Here is a 17,271-nt window from a genome sequence, read left to right on the forward strand (position 1 = left end):
CGCACCCACGCCGGCCCGGACGGGCCCTGCCGAGGCCCCTGCCCCGCCCCTACCAGGCCACGCGCAGGCCCAGCGTGGCCGAGCGGCCCGGCAGCGGCGACAGCTCGCGCGCGGTGCGCAGCGCGCTCGCGTTGTAGGCCAGTTCGTCGCCCAGGTTGTCCAGACGCGCGAACACCATCGTCTCGGCCGCGCCCCAGCGCTGGCGCCACGACAGGCTGGCATCGACGATCGTCGCGGACGGCGTGGCCACGTCGGTGGACGGCACGCGCGACTGCTTCGCCAGGTGGCGCACGCCGAGGGCCGCGGTCCACGGGCCCTGGGCGGCCTCGAGCCCGACGCGCAGCCGCATCGGCGCCAGGCGCGGCAGCGGCTCGCCCGTGGTGCGGTTGGTGCCGCGCACCAGGTCCAGCGCGCCGGTGAGGTCCAGCGTCCAGGGCCGGTCGGCCAGGCGGGTGCGGCCTTCGAGCTCGAACCCCCACAGCCGCGCCGCCACGGCGCGGAAGGCGTACTCGGGGAAGGTCTCGGTGTCGCCTTCGTCGTTGACGATGTCGATGTCGTTGCCGGTGGCCTCCAGCGCGATGTAGCGCGCGAAGCGGGTCGCGAAGACCTGCGCCTTCACCAGCGACGCGCCGCGCTGCCACTGCGCGCCGATCTCGCCGTGCGTGCTGCGTTCGAGACCCAGCGTGGTGTCGCCCAGCTCGAAGGCGCCGGTGGCCACGTGCACGCCGTTGGCATACAGCTCGTAGTAGGTCGGTGCCCGCTGCGTGCGGCCGACGCTGGCGCTGAAGGTCAGGCCCTGCGCTGCCTGCCAGGCCAGCCCGAGGGCGGCACTGCCGGGCGAGAAGCGGCGCTCGGTGGCCGGCCCGAAGCGCGGATCGGGCGCGCCCGGCGCGTCGCCGTCGGACGCCACCTTCACGCGTTCGGCGCGCGCACCGGCGGTCAGTGCCAGCGCGCCCAGCTTCCACTCCTCCAGCGCGAACACGGCCTGGCTGCGCGTGCGGGTGCCGGGCACGAAGGCCTCCTCGCCCAGCGCGGAGAAGTCCAGCCGTTCCAGTTGCGCGCCCAAAACGCCACGCAGCGTGCCGCCGCCCAGCGGCAGCGCCGCATGGCGGCCCTGCAGGCGCAGTTCGGTGCCGCGGCTCTCGAACGTGGTGCCCACCTCGCCCGAGCCTTCGATCTCCTGGTGCTGATAGCGCGTGCGCCCGAGCTGGAACTCCACGCTGTCGATCGGACCGCCGAGGCGCCGCTCGCCGGACACGATGGCGCGGTCGCGCCGCATGTCGATGGTGACGTCGGGCTCGACGGTGACGCCATAGTCGTTGCGGTAGGTGTCCAGCGCGACGCCCACGAACCCCGACGCGTCGGTCCAGGACACGCCGACGGCGCCGGCCTGGCTGTTGCCGGCGGAGTTGACGACACGGTCGGTCGGCGCGCCGGCCACGCCGTCGGCCACCGGCGTGAAGCGTGGCACCGACAGGTCGCGGCTCTTGCGGGCCGCCACGTCGGCATGCCAGTTCAGGCCGCCGGCGCCGGCCTCGATGACGGCGACGCCCGCCGTCTCGCGGGCCGCGCCGCCCAGGCGCAGTTCGGCCCGACCGCCCAGCGCGCCGAGCGCCGTGCGCGGGATGCGGTTGTCGATGGCGTTGACCACGCCGCCGGTGGCATTGCCGCCGTACAGCAGCGCCGCCGGGCCGCGCAGCACCTCGAAGCGCTCCACCACCAGCGGGTCGATGGCCGCGGCATGGTCGAAGCTCAGGCTCGACGCATCGACCGCACTGGCGCCGTTGTCGAGCAGGCGGATGCGGTCGCCGTCCAGGCCGCGGATCACCGGCCGGCTGGACTGCGGGCCGAAGCCGGTGGCCGCCACGCCCGGCAGGCCGGACAGGGTGTCACCGAGCGTGCCGGCGCGCGATCGCACCAGCGCCTCGCCGGTGAGCACGCTGGCCGGCGGGCCCGCCTCGCTGCGCAGCGGGTTGCCGGTGATCACGATGGTGGTGGTGGCGGGGCCCGCCGGCGCGGACGGTGCCGCGGTGGAGGGGCTCGTGGACGGGCCGGTGGTCTGGGCTGCAGCCCAGGACGAACTCAGCGCCAGACAGGCCAGCGCGACAGCGCGCCGGCGCGGGCGCGCAGGGTGATTCGATTGCATGACGGAAGGATTCCTCGCGGACCTGCGCGCGCCGATGCGCGCGCACGACAACGGCCCGCCGCACGCTGCGGCAGGCCGGGCTGGGGGTCAGGCGAGGGTCGGGGGCGGACCGCGCGCGCGGTAGGGCTGCGCGCCGGCCTTGGCGATGGCCTGCACGCCGCGAGGCGCAGGCACCTCGGGGGTGGCTGCCGGCAGCGTCGCCGGCAGAGCGGCCCCAGGGGCCGCGTCGGCATGGGCCGCCTGGTCGATCAGGCGGCAGGTGGCGGAGCCTTCGTCGTGGGCCCCGCCGATGGCGCTGTCATGGCCGTGGGCGTGGCCGTGGTCGCTCTCGTCGCAGGCCGGTCCGTCCTGCGATGCGTGGTCGTGCCCGGCATGGCCGTGCGCGGCCATCGCGTGGTCAGGCACCCCGCCCGACCCGGCCGGCCCGTGCCCGACCTCGTGCTCGATGCGGTGTGCCAGCCCGGCGGCCTGCGCCAGCAGCAGCGCGGTCGCGGCCGCCGCGGCGGCCCAGGGTCGGAGTCGTTGCAGCAAGGGCGTCAGGCTGCCAGGGCGCTGTGGCGCGTCACGGCGTCGGCACCGCGTCGGACACGCGGTAGAACAGGCCGTAAGGGTCCTTCTCGAGCACCGCAAGACGGCCCTCGACGACCACCGGCTCCAGCGTGTACTTCACGGGCGTCTTGCTGCGCACCTCGACCAGGCCCTCGGGCCCGGCCGGCACGCAGAAGCCGCAGCTCGTGGGCACGGACGACAGCAGGAAGTGCCGCTGCTGCACGCCGGGCTCCAGCGGCAGCATGAAGCCCTGCACCCGCACCGTCTTCTGGTCCAGCGCCCGCACCGGCCCGGGGAAGGTCGGCACGACGCGGTTCTTCTCCACCGTGGTCTGCACCGACGACAGCAGCTTCCAGGACACGATGCCTTCCTTCTCCTCGAGCGGCTTGAAGGGGCTGCGCGGGTCGTGCACGCCGGGGCCCTGCCCCGCGATCGGCGACGACAGGGTCTGTGCCGACGCGGGCCAGGCCGCCACGGTCAGGACCAGGGCCAGGGCTCGGGCGAGTGAAGTGCTGTTCATGAGGACTCCGCGCGCCGGGGTCAGTGCTGGTGGCGCATGCCGCAGTATTTACCGATTGCCAGACCTTTGCACGCGGCCTGAAGTTCCTTGCCGCACACCTCTTCGGACTTGCCCGACTCCAGGCAGCGGGCCGCGCCCTCGTGGGCGGCAGCCATGGCGCGGTGGCGCGTGATGTCCTCCTTGACGTGCTCGCTCAGCCCGGCGGGCTTGGCGGTGGGGGCCGGCTTGGGCGCCGGCGCGGCGCTCTGGGCCACGGCCAGGGTGGCACCCAGCGCCAGGGCGACGGCGGCGAGGACAGCGTTTCGGTTCATTCGGGGACTCCTTCGGTTGCAGATTCAGCCATTTACCGCGGCGCCTGCAGCAGGCGCGACACCTCCAGCCGCAGCGCTCGCCACGCGGGCCAGGCGGCGGCAGCCACGGCCAGGACGAGCGTGCCCGCAAGCAGCGCCCCCTGATGCACGGACCACCACCAGCCGCTCACGTGAAGCGATCGCTGACGGGCCAATTCCCAACCTAGCAGACCTGTCAAGCCCTGCCCCAGCGCCAGGCCCAGCAGGGCGCCCAGCAGGGCCAGCCACAGGGCTTCGGCCAGCACCAGCGCGCCCACGCGCCAGGGCGGGGCGCCGAGCATGCGCATCATGGCCAGGTCCGGCTCGCGCTCGCGCACCGCGTGCACCAGCCCCACGAACACGCTGGCCGCCGCGGCCAGCAGCAGCACGACGCCGAAGCCCTGCAGCACGTCGGTGCCCGCGCCCACCATGCGCAGCAGGCGCGCCGATTCCAGCGCCGGCGCCGCAGCCTGCAGGCCTTCCTGCGCATTGACCCAGCGCGGCAGCGACACGGCGGCCAGCGGCGAGCGGTAGCCCACCAGCAGCAGCGTCACCTCGCGCTCGGCCTCGAGCAGCTTGCGGTCCTCCTCGTCGACGGCGGTGACGGTCTCGTGCACCGCCCAGACCGACTGCAGGTCGGTCAGCACCAGCCGGTCGAGCACGCAGCCGCAGCGCACCAGGCGCCCGGTCACGGTGTAAGGCGTGTCGCCATGGGCCTCGCCGCCGACGCCCAGCCCGTGCGTGCCGATGAAGGTCGCGCCCACGGCCAGCCCGGTGTCGCGCGCGACGTCGGCGCCGAGCACCGCCTCCAGGGTCTTCTGCCACCCGCGGCCCTCGGCCAGCGCGGCGCCGTACAGCGCGAGGTAGTCCGGCGTGGTGCCGACGATGCGATGACCCTGCAGCGAGTCGCCCAGCGACAGCGGCACCACCCGCGCCACCATCGGGTGCTGGCGCAGCGTGTCCACCGTGGCCAGCGGGATGTTGCCGGTGGGCACGTCGAGATGGAACACGCCCGACAGGATCAGCTGCAGCGGGCTGCCCTTGGCGCCGACGACGAGGTCGATGCCGGCCAGGTCGCGCTGCACGGCGCGCTCGACCTGCTCGCTGACCAGCACCACGAAGCTCATCGCCGCGACGCCCAGCGCCAGCAGCGCGAGATTCAGGCCCGCCACCAGGGGGCGGGCCCACAGGAAGCGCCAGGCCAGGGCCGCCAGCTTCATCGTGCGTGCCTCATCGCAGGCGCCTCATGGGGCCAGCTCCAGCACCTGCGCGCCGGCCAGGCGCCCGGCGACGCGGGCGTCGTGCGTGGCCACGACCAGGGTGGCGCCGTCCTCCCGCGCGGCGTCGGCCAGCAGGCCGAGCACGGCGTCGCTGGCCGCGTCGTCGAGGCTGGCGGTGGGCTCGTCGGCCAGCAGCACGCGCGGACGCCGCACCAGCGCGCGCGCCAGGGCCACGCGCTGGGCCTGTCCGACCGAGATCTCGTTCGGCCGCCGCCGGGCCAGCCCCGTCAGGCCGAGGCGGTCCAGCAGCGCCGCCACGCGGGCGCCGTCCTCCGGCAGGCCGGCCGCCACGTAGGGCAGGCCGACGTTGCCGGCCACGGTGAGGCTGTCGCTCAGGTGCAGGCGCTGCGGCACGAAGCCCAGGGCAGCGCCGCGCCAGGCGTCGCGCTGCCCGCCCGGCAGGGCGCCGACATCGACGTCGGCCACCACGACGCGGCCCGCGGTCGGCGTCAGCAGGCCCGCCACCAGGGCCAGCAGCGTGCTCTTGCCCGACCCCGACGGCCCGCGCAGCAGCAGGCGCTGCCCCTGGCCCACCTGCACGTCCGCGAAGCGCAGCGGGGGCGCCGCGGCGCTCCAGCGGAACTCCAGGCCGTGCAGCGCGAGCATCAGGCCGTCTTGCGCACGCGCGCCGCGAAGGTCTTCCTGAACTTGTCGACCTTGGGCCCCACGACGAAGGCGCAGTAGCCCTGCCCCGGGTTGCGCGCGTAGTAGTGCTGGTGGTAGGCCTCGGCCTTGCTGTAGTTGGCCAGCGGCTTCAGCTCGGTGACCACGCGCCCCTTGTGCGCAGCGTTCGCCTCGGCCCACACCTCGCGCGCCACCGCCTCCTGCTCCGGGCTGGTGAAGTAGATGCCCGATCGGTACTGCGTGCCGATGTCGTTGCCCTGACGGTTGGGCGTGGTCGGGTCGTGGATGTGGAAGAACACCTCCAGCACCTCGCGCAGCGTGATGCGATCGGCGTCGAAGGTGACCTTCACCACCTCGACATGGCCGGTGTCGCCGCCGCAGACCTGTTCGTAGGTCGGCTGCAGCACGTGACCGTTGCTGTAGCCAGACTCGACCGCCGTGACGCCGTCGAGCAGCTCGTACACCGCTTCGAGGCACCAGAAGCAGCCGCCGCCGAGGGTGATGGATTGCAGTTGGGCCATGAATGCTCCTTGAGGGAAAGCGGGCAGTCGCGGCGCGGGCACCGTCCTTACACTGTGGGCATTATCGAGACAGAGACGACCCCATGGCCGGTACCGTGAAATTCGACTGGGAAGACCCCTTCCGCCTGGACGACCAGCTCGGCGACGACGAACGCGCCGTGCGCGACGCCGCCCGCGCCTACTGCCAGGAGAAGCTGCAGACGCGCGTGCTGATGGCCGCGCGGCACGAGACCTTCGACCGCGAGATCATGACCGAGATGGGCGCGCTGGGCCTGCTCGGCAGCACGATCGACGGCTACGGCTGCGCCGGCCTGAACCACGTCTGTTACGGCCTCGTCGCGCGCGAGGTGGAGCGCGTGGACAGCGGCTACCGCAGCGCGATGAGCGTTCAGAGCAGCCTCGTGATGCACCCGATCCATGCCTACGGCAGCGAGGCGCAGCGCCAGAAGTACCTGCCTCGGCTGGCCACCGGCGAATGGGTCGGCTGCTTCGGGCTGACCGAGCCCAACCACGGCAGCGACCCGGCCAGCATGGTGACGCGGGCGCGTCCGGTGGATGGCGGCTACCTGCTCAAGGGCGCCAAGATGTGGATCACCAACAGCCCGATCGCCGACGTGTTCGTGGTGTGGGCCAAGCTGGCCGATCCGGACGGCACCGTGGGCGGCGCGGAGAGCATCCGCGGCTTCGTGCTCGAGCGCGGCATGAAGGGCCTGTCGTCGCCCAAGATCGAGGGCAAGATGAGCCTGCGCGCCAGCGTCACCGGCGAGATCGTGATGGACGATGTGTTCGTGCCCGAGGCGAACCTGCTGCCCGGCGTGAGCGGGCTCAAGGGCCCCTTCGGCTGCCTCAACAAGGCACGCTACGGCATCGCCTGGGGTGCGCTCGGCGCGGCCGAGTTCTGCTGGCACGCCGCCCGCCAGTACACGCTGGACCGCACCCAGTTCGGGCGCCCGCTGGCGCAGAACCAGCTGATCCAGAAGAAGCTCGCGGACATGATGACCGAGATCACGCTCGGCCTGCAGGGCTGCCTGCGCGTGGGGCGACTGCTCGACGAGGGCGCCGCCGCGCCCGAGATGATCAGCCTGATCAAGCGCAACAGCTGCGGCAAGGCGCTCGACGTGGCGCGCACCGCGCGCGACATGCATGGCGGCAACGGCATCCATGACGAGTACCACGTCATCCGCCACATGATCAACCTCGAGACGGTGAACACCTACGAGGGCACGCACGACGTGCATGCGCTGATCCTCGGCCGCGCACAGACGGGGCTGCAGGCGTTCTTCTGACGGCCGCGCGGCGCGGCCGGGGCCGCCAGGGCCACCCGGCTAGGGGCGGCGCGCGACGAGGTCGATCTCGATCAGCGCGCCCTTGGCCAGGCCGCTGACCCCGACGCAGGTGCGCGCGGGCCGCCGTCCCGGCGGGAAGTAGCCCGCGTAGACGGCGTTCATGGCCGCGTAGTCGCGGTCGAAGTGCAGCAGGTACACCCGCACCGACGCCACGTGCGGCCAGTCCAGGCCCACGCCCCGCAGCACCGTGTGCAGGTTGCGCATCACCTGGTGCGTCTGGGCCTCGATGCCTTCGGGATACGGTTCGTCGATCGAGGTGCCGGAAAACGGCATCTGCCCGGTGACGTGGACCCATCCGTCGGCCTCGACGGCATGGCTGAACGGCGCCACGGGATCGGGCGCGCCGGAGATCATGTGGAACTGGAGCGTCATGGCGCCATGCTAGCCGGCCGCCGCGGTACAGTTCGGGCCGGTCGGCAGTTCACCCAGGCGTTGCCAGCGGCCCCGCCGCGCTAAACCTGCCATCGACACGATTCCTGGCCCGGTGCACTGGTCTTCTGCGCCCGGCCGGCAAGGGCAACCCCCGGCACCCGACGTGAACCGCGGGACACGGACGCAGAGCCTCCAGGAGCACATGCCATGCCCCGTGAACTGACGCCGCTGCATGCGGCCGACCTGTCCGCCTTCGCCAAGTCGCTGCGCACGCAGTTGGCCGAGCGCATCGACCGTGGCGAGGGCCTGCCCGGCCACGTCGAGATGCTCAACCTGCTGGCCCGGGCCGCCGGCCACCGCAACGTGCAGGCGCTCAAGGCCGCCGCTGCGGTACCTGCGCCCGCCTCGCCGCCCGCCCCGCCGCATCGCTGGCACGGTCCCCGTCACCCGGAACTCGTGCCGGCCGCCGACCGCGTGCTGCGCCAGCTCGACGCCCAGGGCCGGCTGCTGCGCTGGCCGTCGCGCCGGCAGGAGCAGGTGCTGGCCCTGTGGGTGCTGTGGATGCCGTTCGACGGCAAGCGCCGCTACACCGAACGCGAGGTCAACGAGGTGCTCAACGCCCACCATGCCTTCGGCGACCACTGCCTGCTGCGCCGGGAACTGGTGGAGCTGAAGCTGCTGGAACGCACGCCGGGCGGCGCGCAGTACCGCAAGATGGCCGCGCGACCGGACGCGGACACCGCGGCCCTGCTGCGGGCGGTGCGCGAGCGCGCGGCCGCCTAGGGCGGCGCGGCGGTCAGTGGTCCGTACCGCGCTGCTGCCGCAGGGCTTCGGCCTCGCGCAGCTGGACGCACACCGGATCGGACCGGTGCTCGGCGCGCCAGCACGCCCGCGCCTGGCAGGCCTGCTCGCTGACCAGGCCGCCGCTGCCGGCGCACAGCTCCGACACGCCGCGCGGCCCCGCCGGCGCTGCGGGCGCTGCAGACACCGGGCGCCAGCCCTGTGCCGCCGCCGCTCGCTCGCGGGCGGCATCGGCCAGCTGCCGTTGGGCCTGCTCCTGCCGGGCCCGCTCCGCGTCCTCGCGCTGCGTGGCCAGCGCCTGCATCTGCCGCCGCGCCTCCTCGTCGGCGCGCTCGCGCTCCTGGGCCAGCAGCGCCGCCTTGCGCCGCAGCGCCCGGGCCTTGCGGGCCTCGTCGTCGTCCGCGGCCGCAGCGGCCGGCATCGAGGTCTCTTCGGACACCGGTGTGGCGCCGGAAGGGTTGGGGCTGGCCCCCGTGCCCGCCGACACGGCAGGAGCCGCCTCGGAGAGGGCCGCCGGGGCTGTCGCCAGCGTGCCGACACCCGGCGTAGGCATGGCGCCCGGACGGGCCGGCAGCGCCGTGCCCGGTGCCGGCCACAGCACCGCAGCCCCCAGCACGACCGCCAGGGCGAGCCCCGCTGCGGCCAGGGCGCGGCCCGGGAAGGTCTGAAGGGCCGCACGCTCGTGGGTCGCAGCCAGCGTGTCGAGTTGCGAGATGGCCGAGTCGCGCCAGGCCCCGGGCTGCGTGCTCGGGCCCGTGCGGGCCTCGGAGCCGCCTGGGGCGGTGCGGGACAGGAGACTCAGCTGCATGGAAGGCGCAAGGCTCGGGCAACGTTCGCGGCATCGGGCGAAGGGGCATCGCCGCGCGAAACCGGCGGCCCGTATTGGGCTGCCGCCCCGCGGGCCGACGAATCGGGATTGTCCCCTAAGGGCGCGGGGTTACGCCCGGTTGCAAGTGCCTGGGCGGGGCGGGAATCGCGGCTTCAGCCCGGCTCGGCGATGAACCTGCGCAGCACGGCCAGCGCGCGATCGGGCGCGTCGCGCCAGGGGCCGTGCCCCACGTTGGCGAAGCGCTCGAACTGCACGCGGTGCGGCGGCAGCGCAGCCACGATGTCGAGCGCGTCCTCGATCGGTGTCACCGGGTCGGCGTCGCCCGCCATCACGAGGACCGGGCATTGCGCCCGCGACAGGCCGGGCAGCAGGTCCATGGTCTGCTGCTCGCCCCCCGCCGACGCGAACAGGATGTCGGTGTTGAACCGGGTGCGTTCGCCGGCGTCGGCCGGCTGGGGCGTCGTGTTGTACCAGCGCTTGCAGACGCGGTTGTACTCAGCCCAGGTGACCGGCCCGGGGGCGGTCCAGAAGTCGCGGGCCACCGCCCTGGCCTCGGCACCGCCCAGGCGCTCGAACATGGCCAGCTTGCGCTCCAGCCCCAGGTGGTGCGACGTGGACGACAGGATCACCTTGCGCGGATGCGCCGGGTGCCGCGCGATGTAGCGCTGCGCCACGAAGCCGCCGAAGCTCTGCCCGAGCACGATGGGATGGTCGATGCCCAGCGCGTCGCACAGGCGCACCACGTCGTCGGCGAAGGTGTCCAGCGTCCACTCGGCCGCCGGGCGGCGGTCGCTGCGGCCATGCCCGCGATGGTCCACATAGACGATCTGGGCCACGTCGGCCAGCTGCGAGAACAGCGGCTTGAAGCCGGAGTGGTCGTAGCCCGGGCCGCCGTGCAGCAGCACCAGCACCGGCTTTTCGCGCATCGCCGGCCCGTCGGGCACGAGGCCGGCACCCTCCACGTCCACGAACAGCCGCACACCGGGCTGGATCTCGATTCGCATGGGCGCTATGGTGCCCGGTTTCCCGCCGCGCCGGCGGGCGGGGCCACGGCCTCAGTGGCCGTTGCAGGGCGCGCCGGGCAGGTCGTGGATCGCGTGGATCAGGGCGCGTGCCTTGTCGGCGAGTTCGGCCACGTTGGGTTGCTCCACGATCTTGAGGTGGGCACCGGGCACGTCGACGATGCTCAGGTGGCGGCCGACGTACTCGCGCCAGCCGTAGTCTTCCTTGACGTCCATGAATGGCGCACCGCCGTGGCGGTCCGACGCGCGAAACAGCACCACCGGGAAGTCGACTTCCGAGAACGCCGGGCGCCACTTGCGTGCCACGCGGCGGAAGGCTTCGGTCTGGCGCTGCGCCAGGGCCTCGCGCTCGGCCTGCCGGCGAGCGGGCTCCGACTGCGGCGCGTCAGCGGCCGGCGCTTCGACCTGCGCCGGATGCGCCCGGCCCGACCAGCGGCGGGCCAGCGAGCGCAGCGACTCGCCGTTGAGCAGGCGTTCGAGCCGGTACTGCAGCCAGCGGCCCCAGTGACGATGCCGGGCCTGCGCCAGCACCGTGTCCAGCAGCATCACGAACTCGACCGGTTCGCCCCGCGCCCGCAGCTTGGCGGCCAGCTCGATGGCCAGCAGGCCGCCGAACGAGAAGCCGGCGAGCCGGTAGGGCCCCTGGGGCCGGAAGCGCTCGATGGCATGGCCGTAGGCCTCGACCAGCGAGTGGACCGAGAACTGCGGGCTGCCGCCCTGCATCACCTCGTTGACGATGGCCTGCTCCTCGTGCACGAACACGCCGTACACGGGCTGCTCCTTGCCGAGACTGTCGGCAAAGGCCTGGTAGATGCTGATGCCGTAGAGGCAGAAGATGGGGATGCCGTCGCCTTCGGTCTGCAGCGGCACCACGACCGACGCGGTGCGCGGCAGGTCGAGCGTGGCCGACGCCAGCAACTGGTTGATGGTGGGCGCGCGGAAGATGTCGACCAGCTCGAACTTCAGGCCCGTGGCCCGCTCCATCGCCTCGACCAGCCGCATCGCGCCGAGCGAATTGCCGCCCATCGAGAAGAAGTTGTCCGTCAGGCCGACCCTGGGCACGCCCAGCACGTCCTGCCAGGCGTTGGCCAGCGCGATCTGCACGTCCGTGACCGGGGCCACGTAGGACTCGACGAGTGCGGCCTCGAACGCCTTGTGCAGCGTCAGGCGCTGGACCTTGCCGGTCGCACCCTTGGGCACGGCATCGACGAAGAGGATCCGCGACGGGATCTTGAACTCCGACAGCCGGCCGATCAGGAAGGTGCGCAGGCCGGCCTCGCTGACCCGCGCCCCGGGCCGGCGCACGACCGCCGCGGCGAGGTCCTCGCCGAGGGTCGGGTGCGGCACCTGGAAGGCCACGGCCTGCGCCACCTCGGGGTGCTCCAGCAGTGCGTCGTCGACCTCGCGCGGCGACACTTTCTCGCCGCCCCGGTTGACGATCTCCTTGAGGCGACCCGAAATGAAGAGGCGCCCCTCGGGGTCCAGCAGGCCCTGGTCGCCGGTGCGGAACCATCCGTCGATGAACGAGCTGGCGTTCGCGGCCGGGTTGTTCTCGTAGGCCTCGATCACGCTCGGCCCGCGGATGACGATCTCGCCGGCCTGGCCCGGCCCCAGGCGCCGGCCCTGCTCGTCGAGGATGGCCAGCTCGACGCCTGCGGCCCCGCCGACCGACCCCGCTCGGCGCGTGCCCGGCGGCAGCGCGTTGCTGGTCATCTGGTGCGCGGCCTCGGTCATGCTGTAGGCCTCGATCACCGGGGCGCCTGTCAGTGTCTCCAGGGCCTTCATCGTGGCCGGCGGCAGGGACGACGACGACGAGCGGATGAACCGGAAGCGGTGTTCCGGCGCCTTCTGCCGGTACTGCTGGCTCTGGGCCGCCACCGCCTGGTGGATGGTCGGCACGGCCGTGTACCAGGTTGGCTGGAAGTCATGCACCCAGTCGAAGAAGCGGCGGTCGTTGAAGCCAGGGCAGCACACCACGCTGCCGCCACCCGCGATCGAGGCCAGCAGCGCGCCGACCAGGCCGTGGATGTGGAACAGCGGCATCACGTTCAGGCAGCGGTCGTCCGGCGACAGCGACAGGTGCCGGGCGATGTTGCGTGCCGACGCCGCCAGGTTGCGGTGCGTCAGCGGCACGATCTTCGGCCGGGCCGTGGTGCCGGACGTGTGCAGCAGCAGCGCCACGTCCGACGGAGCGCCGGGCACGGCCACCGCGGGAGGCCGCGGCATCGGCGCCACGAACTCGAACCGGCCCGCCGGGGCTGCCGCGTCGAACTCGATGTCGATGATGCGCAGTCCCATGGCCTGGGCGCAGGCCCGTGCCGGGCCGGTGTCGTCGCGATGCAGCAGCACGGCATCGACACGCATGTCCGAGAAATAGAACTCGAACTCCGATTCACGGCTGGCCGGGTTCAGTGGCACGCAGGTGGCGCAGGAAGCCACGCCGAGGAAGGCCACGGCCATCTCGGGCCCGTTGGGCAGGACGATCGCGACGCGCGAGCTGGTGTTCAGCCCGGAGGTCCGCAGCACCGATCCGACGGCCTGCACCTGGCTCCACAGCCCCGCGAAGTCCAGCGGTTGCCGGTCCGGCGCAAGGATCACGCGGGCTTCCGGCCGCAGGCGCACCTGCTCCTGGATCAACAAGGACAGACTGGCCAAAAGGGCTTCTCCTACGGCGCCGGACGAACTTGCACTACAGGGGGTCGAGTATCGGACCGTCCCGCCGCCGCAAGGCGTGAAGATGTTGCATTCGCAAGGCCCGGAAACCGCAATCGGGGGCGGGAGTCGCCGCGCCCCGCCGGCGTCAGACCGCCAGCAGCGTCCTGCGGTAGTGCAGCAGTTCGTCGATCGACTCGTGCACGTCGGCCAGCGCGGTATGGGCCTGCGCCTTGACGAGCCCTTCCAGCGCCGCGGGCTTCCAGCGCCGCGCCAGTTCCTTCAGCGTGCTGACGTCCAGGTTGCGGTAGTGGAAGAAGGCCTCCAGCGCCGGCATGTGGTTGGCGAGGAAACGGCGGTCCTGGCAGATCGAGTTGCCGCACATCGGGCTCTTGCCGGCGGCGATGTACTGCGACAGCCAGGCGATCACCTCGGCGCTGGCATGCGCCTCGTCCACCGTGGAGGCCTTCACCCGGTCGATCAGGCCGCTGCGGCCGTGCGTGCCCTTGTTCCAGGCGTCCATCGCGTCGAGCACGGCGTCGGTCTGGTGGATCGCGAACACCGGGCCCTCGACCCGGGTGGTGCACTGGGCGTCGGTCACCACCACGGCGATCTCGATGATGCGGTCGCGCTCGGGCGACAGGCCGGTCATCTCGAGGTCGATCCAGATCAGGTTGCTGTCGTTCTTGGCGAGGGTGGCGTTGGTCATGGCGAGGGTCCGTGTGAGGCTCGCGGGCATTGTCGCAGCCCTACACTCCCGCCCCATGCATTCGCTGGCCCTGACCGCCCTGTTCGCCGCCGCCATCGTGACGAGCTTCGTGCTCAAGACCTGGCTCACGCTGCGCCAGATGCGCCATGTGGCCCGGCACCGCGACGCGGTGCCCGCCGCCTTCGCGGCCAGCGTCTCGCTGGACGCGCATCGCAAGGCGGCCGACTACACCCTGGCCCGCGGCCGCTTCGGGCTGGTCTCCAACGCCTTCGGCACCGCCGTGCTGCTGGGCTGGACGCTGCTGGGCGGACTGGACGCCCTGAACGCGGCGGTCCGCGACGCGGTGCTCCCGGCCTGGGGAGGCCTGGCCTACCAGCTCGCCCTCGTGGCCGCCGTGGCGCTGATCGGGTCGCTGGTGGAGATGCCGCTCGACGTGTGGAGCACGTTCCGCATCGAGCAGCGCTTCGGGTTCAACCGCATGACCTGGCGCCTGTACCTGGCCGACGCCCTCAAGGGCGCCCTCGTCGGTGCCGCGATCGGCCTGCCGCTGGTGGCGCTGGTGCTGTGGCTCATGGGGGCCGCCGGCGCGTGGTGGTGGCTCTGGGCCTGGGCCGCCTGGACCGGCTTCCAGCTGCTGATGCTGGTGATCTACCCCACCCTGATCGCCCCTCTGTTCAACAAGTTCTCGCCGCTGGCCGACGCCGCGCTCGCCGACCGCGTCGGTGCCCTGATGACCCGTTGCGGCTTTCGCGCCAAGGGCCTGTTCGTGATGGACGGCAGCCGGCGATCGGCGCATTCCAACGCCTACTTCACCGGGCTGGGCGCCGCCAAGCGGGTGGTCTTCTTCGACACCCTGCTCGAGCGCCTCAGCCCGGGCGAGGTGGAGGCGGTGCTCGCGCACGAGCTCGGCCACTTCAAGCTGCGCCATGTGCCCAAGCGCATGTTCGCCATCTTCGGCGTCAGCCTGGCGGCGCTGGCCGCGCTCGGCTGGCTGGCCCAGCAGCAATGGTTCTACACCGGCCTGGGCGTGGTGCCCAACCTCGCGGGCACGCCCAACGACGCGCTGGCCCTGCTGCTGCTCATGTTCGCCCTGCCGCCGTTCGGGTTCCTCGTCACGCCGCTGGCCGCGGCGCTGTCGCGCCGGCACGAGTTCGAAGCCGACGCCTACGCCTGCGCGCAGGCCAACGGCCAGGACCTCGCCCGCGCGCTGGTCAAGCTGCACGAGGACAACGCCGGCACGCTGACGCCGGACCCGATCTACGCCCGCTTCTACTACTCGCATCCGCCGGCCGCCGAACGCCTGGCCGCACTGCACTGGGAGCCCCAGCGATGAAGCTTGCCGAACAGCGTTGCCGGCCGCTGGAGGGCCAGGCGCCCATGAGCGACGCCGAGATCCAGCGCCACCTGGGCGGTGCCCCGGGCTGGGTGCTCGCCGAGGGCGCCATCGAGAAGACCTTCCGCTTCGATGACTACCACCGCACGGTGGCCTTCGTGAACGCGGTGGCTTGGATCGCGCACCGCGAGGACCACCACCCCGACATCGCCTTCTCGTACGACCGCGCCACGCTCAGGTTCAACACGCATTCGGTGGGCGGCATCTCGATCAACGACTTCATCTGCGCGGCCAAGGTGGAGGCGCTGCTCGCTTGAGCAAGTTCGCCGCGCTCGACCTGGGGCGCGTGGTCGCAGCGCATGGGCGGCACGTCATCGTCGAGACCCCCGAGGGCGAGCGCGTCGTCTGCCATCCGCGCGGCAAGAAGAGCGACTGCGTGGTGGGCGACTGGGTGCGCTGGCAGCCCACGCATGCCCAGGGCGGCGAAGGCGTCATCGAGCACATCGAGCCGCGGCGCAACCTGCTGCACCGCCAGGACGAATGGAAGACGAAGTCCTTCGCCGCCAACATCGACCAGGTGCTGGTCATCGTGGCCGTGGAGCCCGTGTTCAGCGAGTCGCAGCTCGCCCGTGCGCTGATCGCCGCGCAGAGCGCGGACATCGAGGCCGTCGTGCTGCTCAACAAGTGCGACCTGCCCCAGGTGGACCTGGCCCGCGCGCGCCTGGCGCCCTACCGCGCCATGGGCATCACGGTGCACGAGGTGGCGATGAAGGCGCGCCCCGACGCCGCGCGCGAACTGCTGGCGCCGCTGCTGGACGGCCGCAGCACGCTGGTGCTCGGGCCCAGCGGCATGGGCAAGAGCACGCTGATCAACCTGATGGTGCCGGGCGCCGCCGCGCAGACCGGCGAGATCTCGCAGGCGCTGGGCGCCGGGCGCCACACCACCACGTCCACCACCTGGTACTGGCTCGACGCCGGGCGCCGCACCGCGCTGATCGATTCGCCGGGCTTCCAGGAGTTCGGCCTGCGCCACGTGCAGGCCCTGCAGCTGCCCGGGCTGATGCCCGACCTGCGCGCGTACGCCGACGGCTGCCGCTTCTACAACTGCACGCACCGGCACGAGCCGGGTTGTGCGGTGCTCGCTGCCGTGGAACGCGGCGACATCAGCGCGTCGCGCTGGCGCATCTACGGCGAGATCTGCGACGAGCTGGCGCGCGAGCGCTGGTAGCGGCGCGTCAGCCGATCAGGTTGGCCAGCGACAGCAGCGCGGCCATCAGCATCCACAGCACGACCGAGCGCCACACGAGGCCGACCACGCTCTGCAGGTGGCCGGCCTGGGCCGGCACGCCGGGCGTGGAGCCGACGGCGGCGGCGGCCTCGGGCCGGTCGCCGACGTCGAAGGTCTTGGACCGGTCGGGCGACACGCCGGGCGCCGCCTGGCCGCCGAGCTGCACGCCGATCGCACCCGCGGCCGAGGCCAGCAGGATGCCCTCGTTGGGATGCCGCCACAGCGCCGCGTCGCGCCGCCAGCCGTTGACCGCCTCCTCGAAGTTGCCGACCACCGCAAAGCCGAAGGCCGTCAAGCGCGCCGGCACATGGTCGATGACGGAGAAGGCCCGCTGCGCCAGGCGCATCAGCCGTTCGTTGGCGGGCACGTCGAGCGTGCGGCTCTTGAACGCCCAGTAGCGGCTGGCGAACTCCGCCATCCGGTACAGCACGGCACCGGCCGGGCCCAGGCCCACGGCCGACAGCGCCACGAAGCAGAAGAACACGCCGAACACATGGCGGTGTGCCGCCAGCAGCGAATGCTCCAGCACGTGACGCAGCAGCTCGGTGCGCGGCAGCTCGCTGGCGTCGAGATGACGCCATTCGGCCAGCAGGCGCCGCGCCTCGGTTTCGTCGCCCTGGTCGAGCGCGGCGCGGATGTCGGTGAAGTAATGGCTGAACTGCCTGAAGCCCAGCGTCAGGTACAGCACCAGCACGTCGAAGGCGAAGGCCGCGGCCAGGCTGTAGTGGACCAGCCCGAGGTACACGCCCCAGGCCGCCAGCGCCGGCGCCACCACGGTGACGAACCACACCACCACCGCGTGCCGGCTCTGCCCGGCGTCGAAGTTGCGGCCGGCCCAGCCGGTCCAGGCGATCAGGGAGTCGTGCACCCAGTTGTCGCGCGGCAGGGGCTTGAGCTGCTCGATCCAGAGGGCAATGAGGACGGCGAAGAAGCTCACGGCGTGGCGTCGG

Annotated in this window: 18 protein-coding genes; 5 read left to right on the forward strand and 13 right to left on the reverse strand. The window is 72.6% G+C overall.

Features of this window, described 5'->3' with window-relative positions; all coding sequences use genetic code 11:
• Positions 1-49 precede the first annotated feature (49 nt).
• The 7 genes from AC2EAQ_RS16870 to msrA all read right to left on the reverse strand — a co-directional run bounded on the left by AC2EAQ_RS16870 (position 50) and on the right by msrA (position 5,969).
• Positions 50-2,146 (reverse strand): TonB-dependent receptor, encoded by a 2,097-nt coding sequence (locus tag AC2EAQ_RS16870; RefSeq protein WP_484645582.1) that lies wholly within the window; start codon positions 2,144-2,146, stop codon positions 50-52.
• Positions 2,147-2,233: 87 nt separating this feature from the next.
• On the reverse strand, positions 2,234-2,677 hold the full coding sequence (locus tag AC2EAQ_RS16875) for a hypothetical protein (RefSeq protein ID WP_484645583.1): 444 nt from the start codon (positions 2,675-2,677) through the stop codon (positions 2,234-2,236).
• A 31-nt stretch (positions 2,678-2,708) separates the two neighbouring features.
• On the reverse strand, positions 2,709-3,215 hold the full coding sequence (locus AC2EAQ_RS16880; RefSeq protein ID WP_484645584.1) for a DUF3299 domain-containing protein: 507 nt from the start codon (positions 3,213-3,215) through the stop codon (positions 2,709-2,711).
• A 20-nt stretch (positions 3,216-3,235) separates the two neighbouring features.
• A complete protein-coding gene (locus tag AC2EAQ_RS16885; protein ID WP_484645585.1) occupies positions 3,236-3,526 on the reverse strand; it encodes a hypothetical protein in 291 nt (96 codons plus the stop codon).
• A 32-nt stretch (positions 3,527-3,558) separates the two neighbouring features.
• Positions 3,559-4,764, reverse strand: a complete 1,206-nt coding sequence (locus AC2EAQ_RS16890; protein ID WP_484645587.1) for an FtsX-like permease family protein — start codon at positions 4,762-4,764, stop codon at positions 3,559-3,561.
• Positions 4,765-4,788: 24 nt separating this feature from the next.
• Positions 4,789-5,430, reverse strand: a complete 642-nt coding sequence (locus tag AC2EAQ_RS16895) for an ABC transporter ATP-binding protein (protein ID WP_484645588.1) — start codon at positions 5,428-5,430, stop codon at positions 4,789-4,791.
• Positions 5,430-5,969 carry a peptide-methionine (S)-S-oxide reductase MsrA gene (msrA, locus tag AC2EAQ_RS16900; protein ID WP_484645589.1) on the reverse strand — a complete coding sequence of 180 codons (540 nt, stop codon included), beginning with the start codon at positions 5,967-5,969 and terminating at the stop codon, positions 5,430-5,432. Before msrA ends, AC2EAQ_RS16895 begins: the two co-directional genes overlap by 1 nt.
• Positions 5,970-6,052: 83 nt before the next feature.
• Here msrA and AC2EAQ_RS16905 point away from each other — a divergent pair, with 83 nt between their 5' ends.
• A complete protein-coding gene (locus tag AC2EAQ_RS16905) occupies positions 6,053-7,255 on the forward strand; it encodes an acyl-CoA dehydrogenase (protein ID WP_484645590.1) in 1,203 nt (400 codons plus the stop codon).
• Between the two features lie 39 nt (positions 7,256-7,294).
• On the opposite strand, the gene AC2EAQ_RS16910 is transcribed toward AC2EAQ_RS16905, so the two are convergent.
• Positions 7,295-7,687, reverse strand: a complete 393-nt coding sequence (locus AC2EAQ_RS16910) for a RidA family protein (RefSeq protein WP_484645591.1) — start codon at positions 7,685-7,687, stop codon at positions 7,295-7,297.
• A gap of 207 nt (positions 7,688-7,894) precedes the next feature.
• On the opposite strand from AC2EAQ_RS16910, the gene AC2EAQ_RS16915 reads away from it, so the two are divergent.
• Complete coding sequence (locus AC2EAQ_RS16915; protein WP_484645592.1) at positions 7,895-8,470, forward strand: DUF2087 domain-containing protein; 576 nt, start codon at positions 7,895-7,897, stop codon at positions 8,468-8,470.
• Positions 8,471-8,483: 13 nt separating this feature from the next.
• Here the strand turns inward: AC2EAQ_RS16915 and AC2EAQ_RS16920 are convergent, their stop codons facing one another.
• The 4 genes from AC2EAQ_RS16920 to orn form a co-directional block, all read right to left on the reverse strand.
• Positions 8,484-9,296 (reverse strand): hypothetical protein, encoded by an 813-nt coding sequence (locus AC2EAQ_RS16920; protein ID WP_484645593.1) that lies wholly within the window; start codon positions 9,294-9,296, stop codon positions 8,484-8,486.
• A 173-nt stretch (positions 9,297-9,469) separates the two neighbouring features.
• Positions 9,470-10,321, reverse strand: coding sequence for an alpha/beta fold hydrolase (locus AC2EAQ_RS16925; protein WP_484645595.1), 852 nt, complete (start codon positions 10,319-10,321; stop codon positions 9,470-9,472).
• 51 nt (positions 10,322-10,372) lie between these two features.
• A complete protein-coding gene (locus tag AC2EAQ_RS16930; protein ID WP_484645597.1) occupies positions 10,373-12,994 on the reverse strand; it encodes an AMP-binding protein in 2,622 nt (873 codons plus the stop codon).
• Between the two features lie 145 nt (positions 12,995-13,139).
• Positions 13,140-13,700, reverse strand: a complete 561-nt coding sequence (gene orn / locus AC2EAQ_RS16935; protein ID WP_484645598.1) for an oligoribonuclease — start codon at positions 13,698-13,700, stop codon at positions 13,140-13,142.
• A gap of 55 nt (positions 13,701-13,755) precedes the next feature.
• On the opposite strand from orn, the gene AC2EAQ_RS16940 reads away from it, so the two are divergent.
• From AC2EAQ_RS16940 to rsgA, 3 genes are read left to right on the forward strand one after another with little or no spacing between them, the layout of a single operon-like run.
• Complete coding sequence (locus AC2EAQ_RS16940; protein WP_484645599.1) at positions 13,756-15,033, forward strand: M48 family metallopeptidase; 1,278 nt, start codon at positions 13,756-13,758, stop codon at positions 15,031-15,033.
• Positions 15,030-15,350, forward strand: a complete 321-nt coding sequence (locus AC2EAQ_RS16945; RefSeq protein ID WP_484645600.1) for a 4a-hydroxytetrahydrobiopterin dehydratase — start codon at positions 15,030-15,032, stop codon at positions 15,348-15,350. Before AC2EAQ_RS16940 ends, AC2EAQ_RS16945 begins: the two co-directional genes overlap by 4 nt.
• Positions 15,347-16,261: a ribosome small subunit-dependent GTPase A gene (rsgA, locus tag AC2EAQ_RS16950; protein ID WP_484645601.1), complete on the forward strand. Its 915-nt coding sequence runs from the start codon at positions 15,347-15,349 to the stop codon at positions 16,259-16,261. The genes AC2EAQ_RS16945 and rsgA overlap by 4 nt, the downstream gene beginning before the upstream one ends.
• A gap of 7 nt (positions 16,262-16,268) precedes the next feature.
• Here the strand turns inward: rsgA and AC2EAQ_RS16955 are convergent, their stop codons facing one another.
• On the reverse strand, positions 16,269-17,258 hold the full coding sequence (locus AC2EAQ_RS16955) for a CobD/CbiB family protein (RefSeq protein WP_484645602.1): 990 nt from the start codon (positions 17,256-17,258) through the stop codon (positions 16,269-16,271).
• Positions 17,259-17,271 lie beyond the last annotated feature (13 nt).

It is taken from the genome of Aquabacterium sp. T101 (assembly GCF_057219775.1).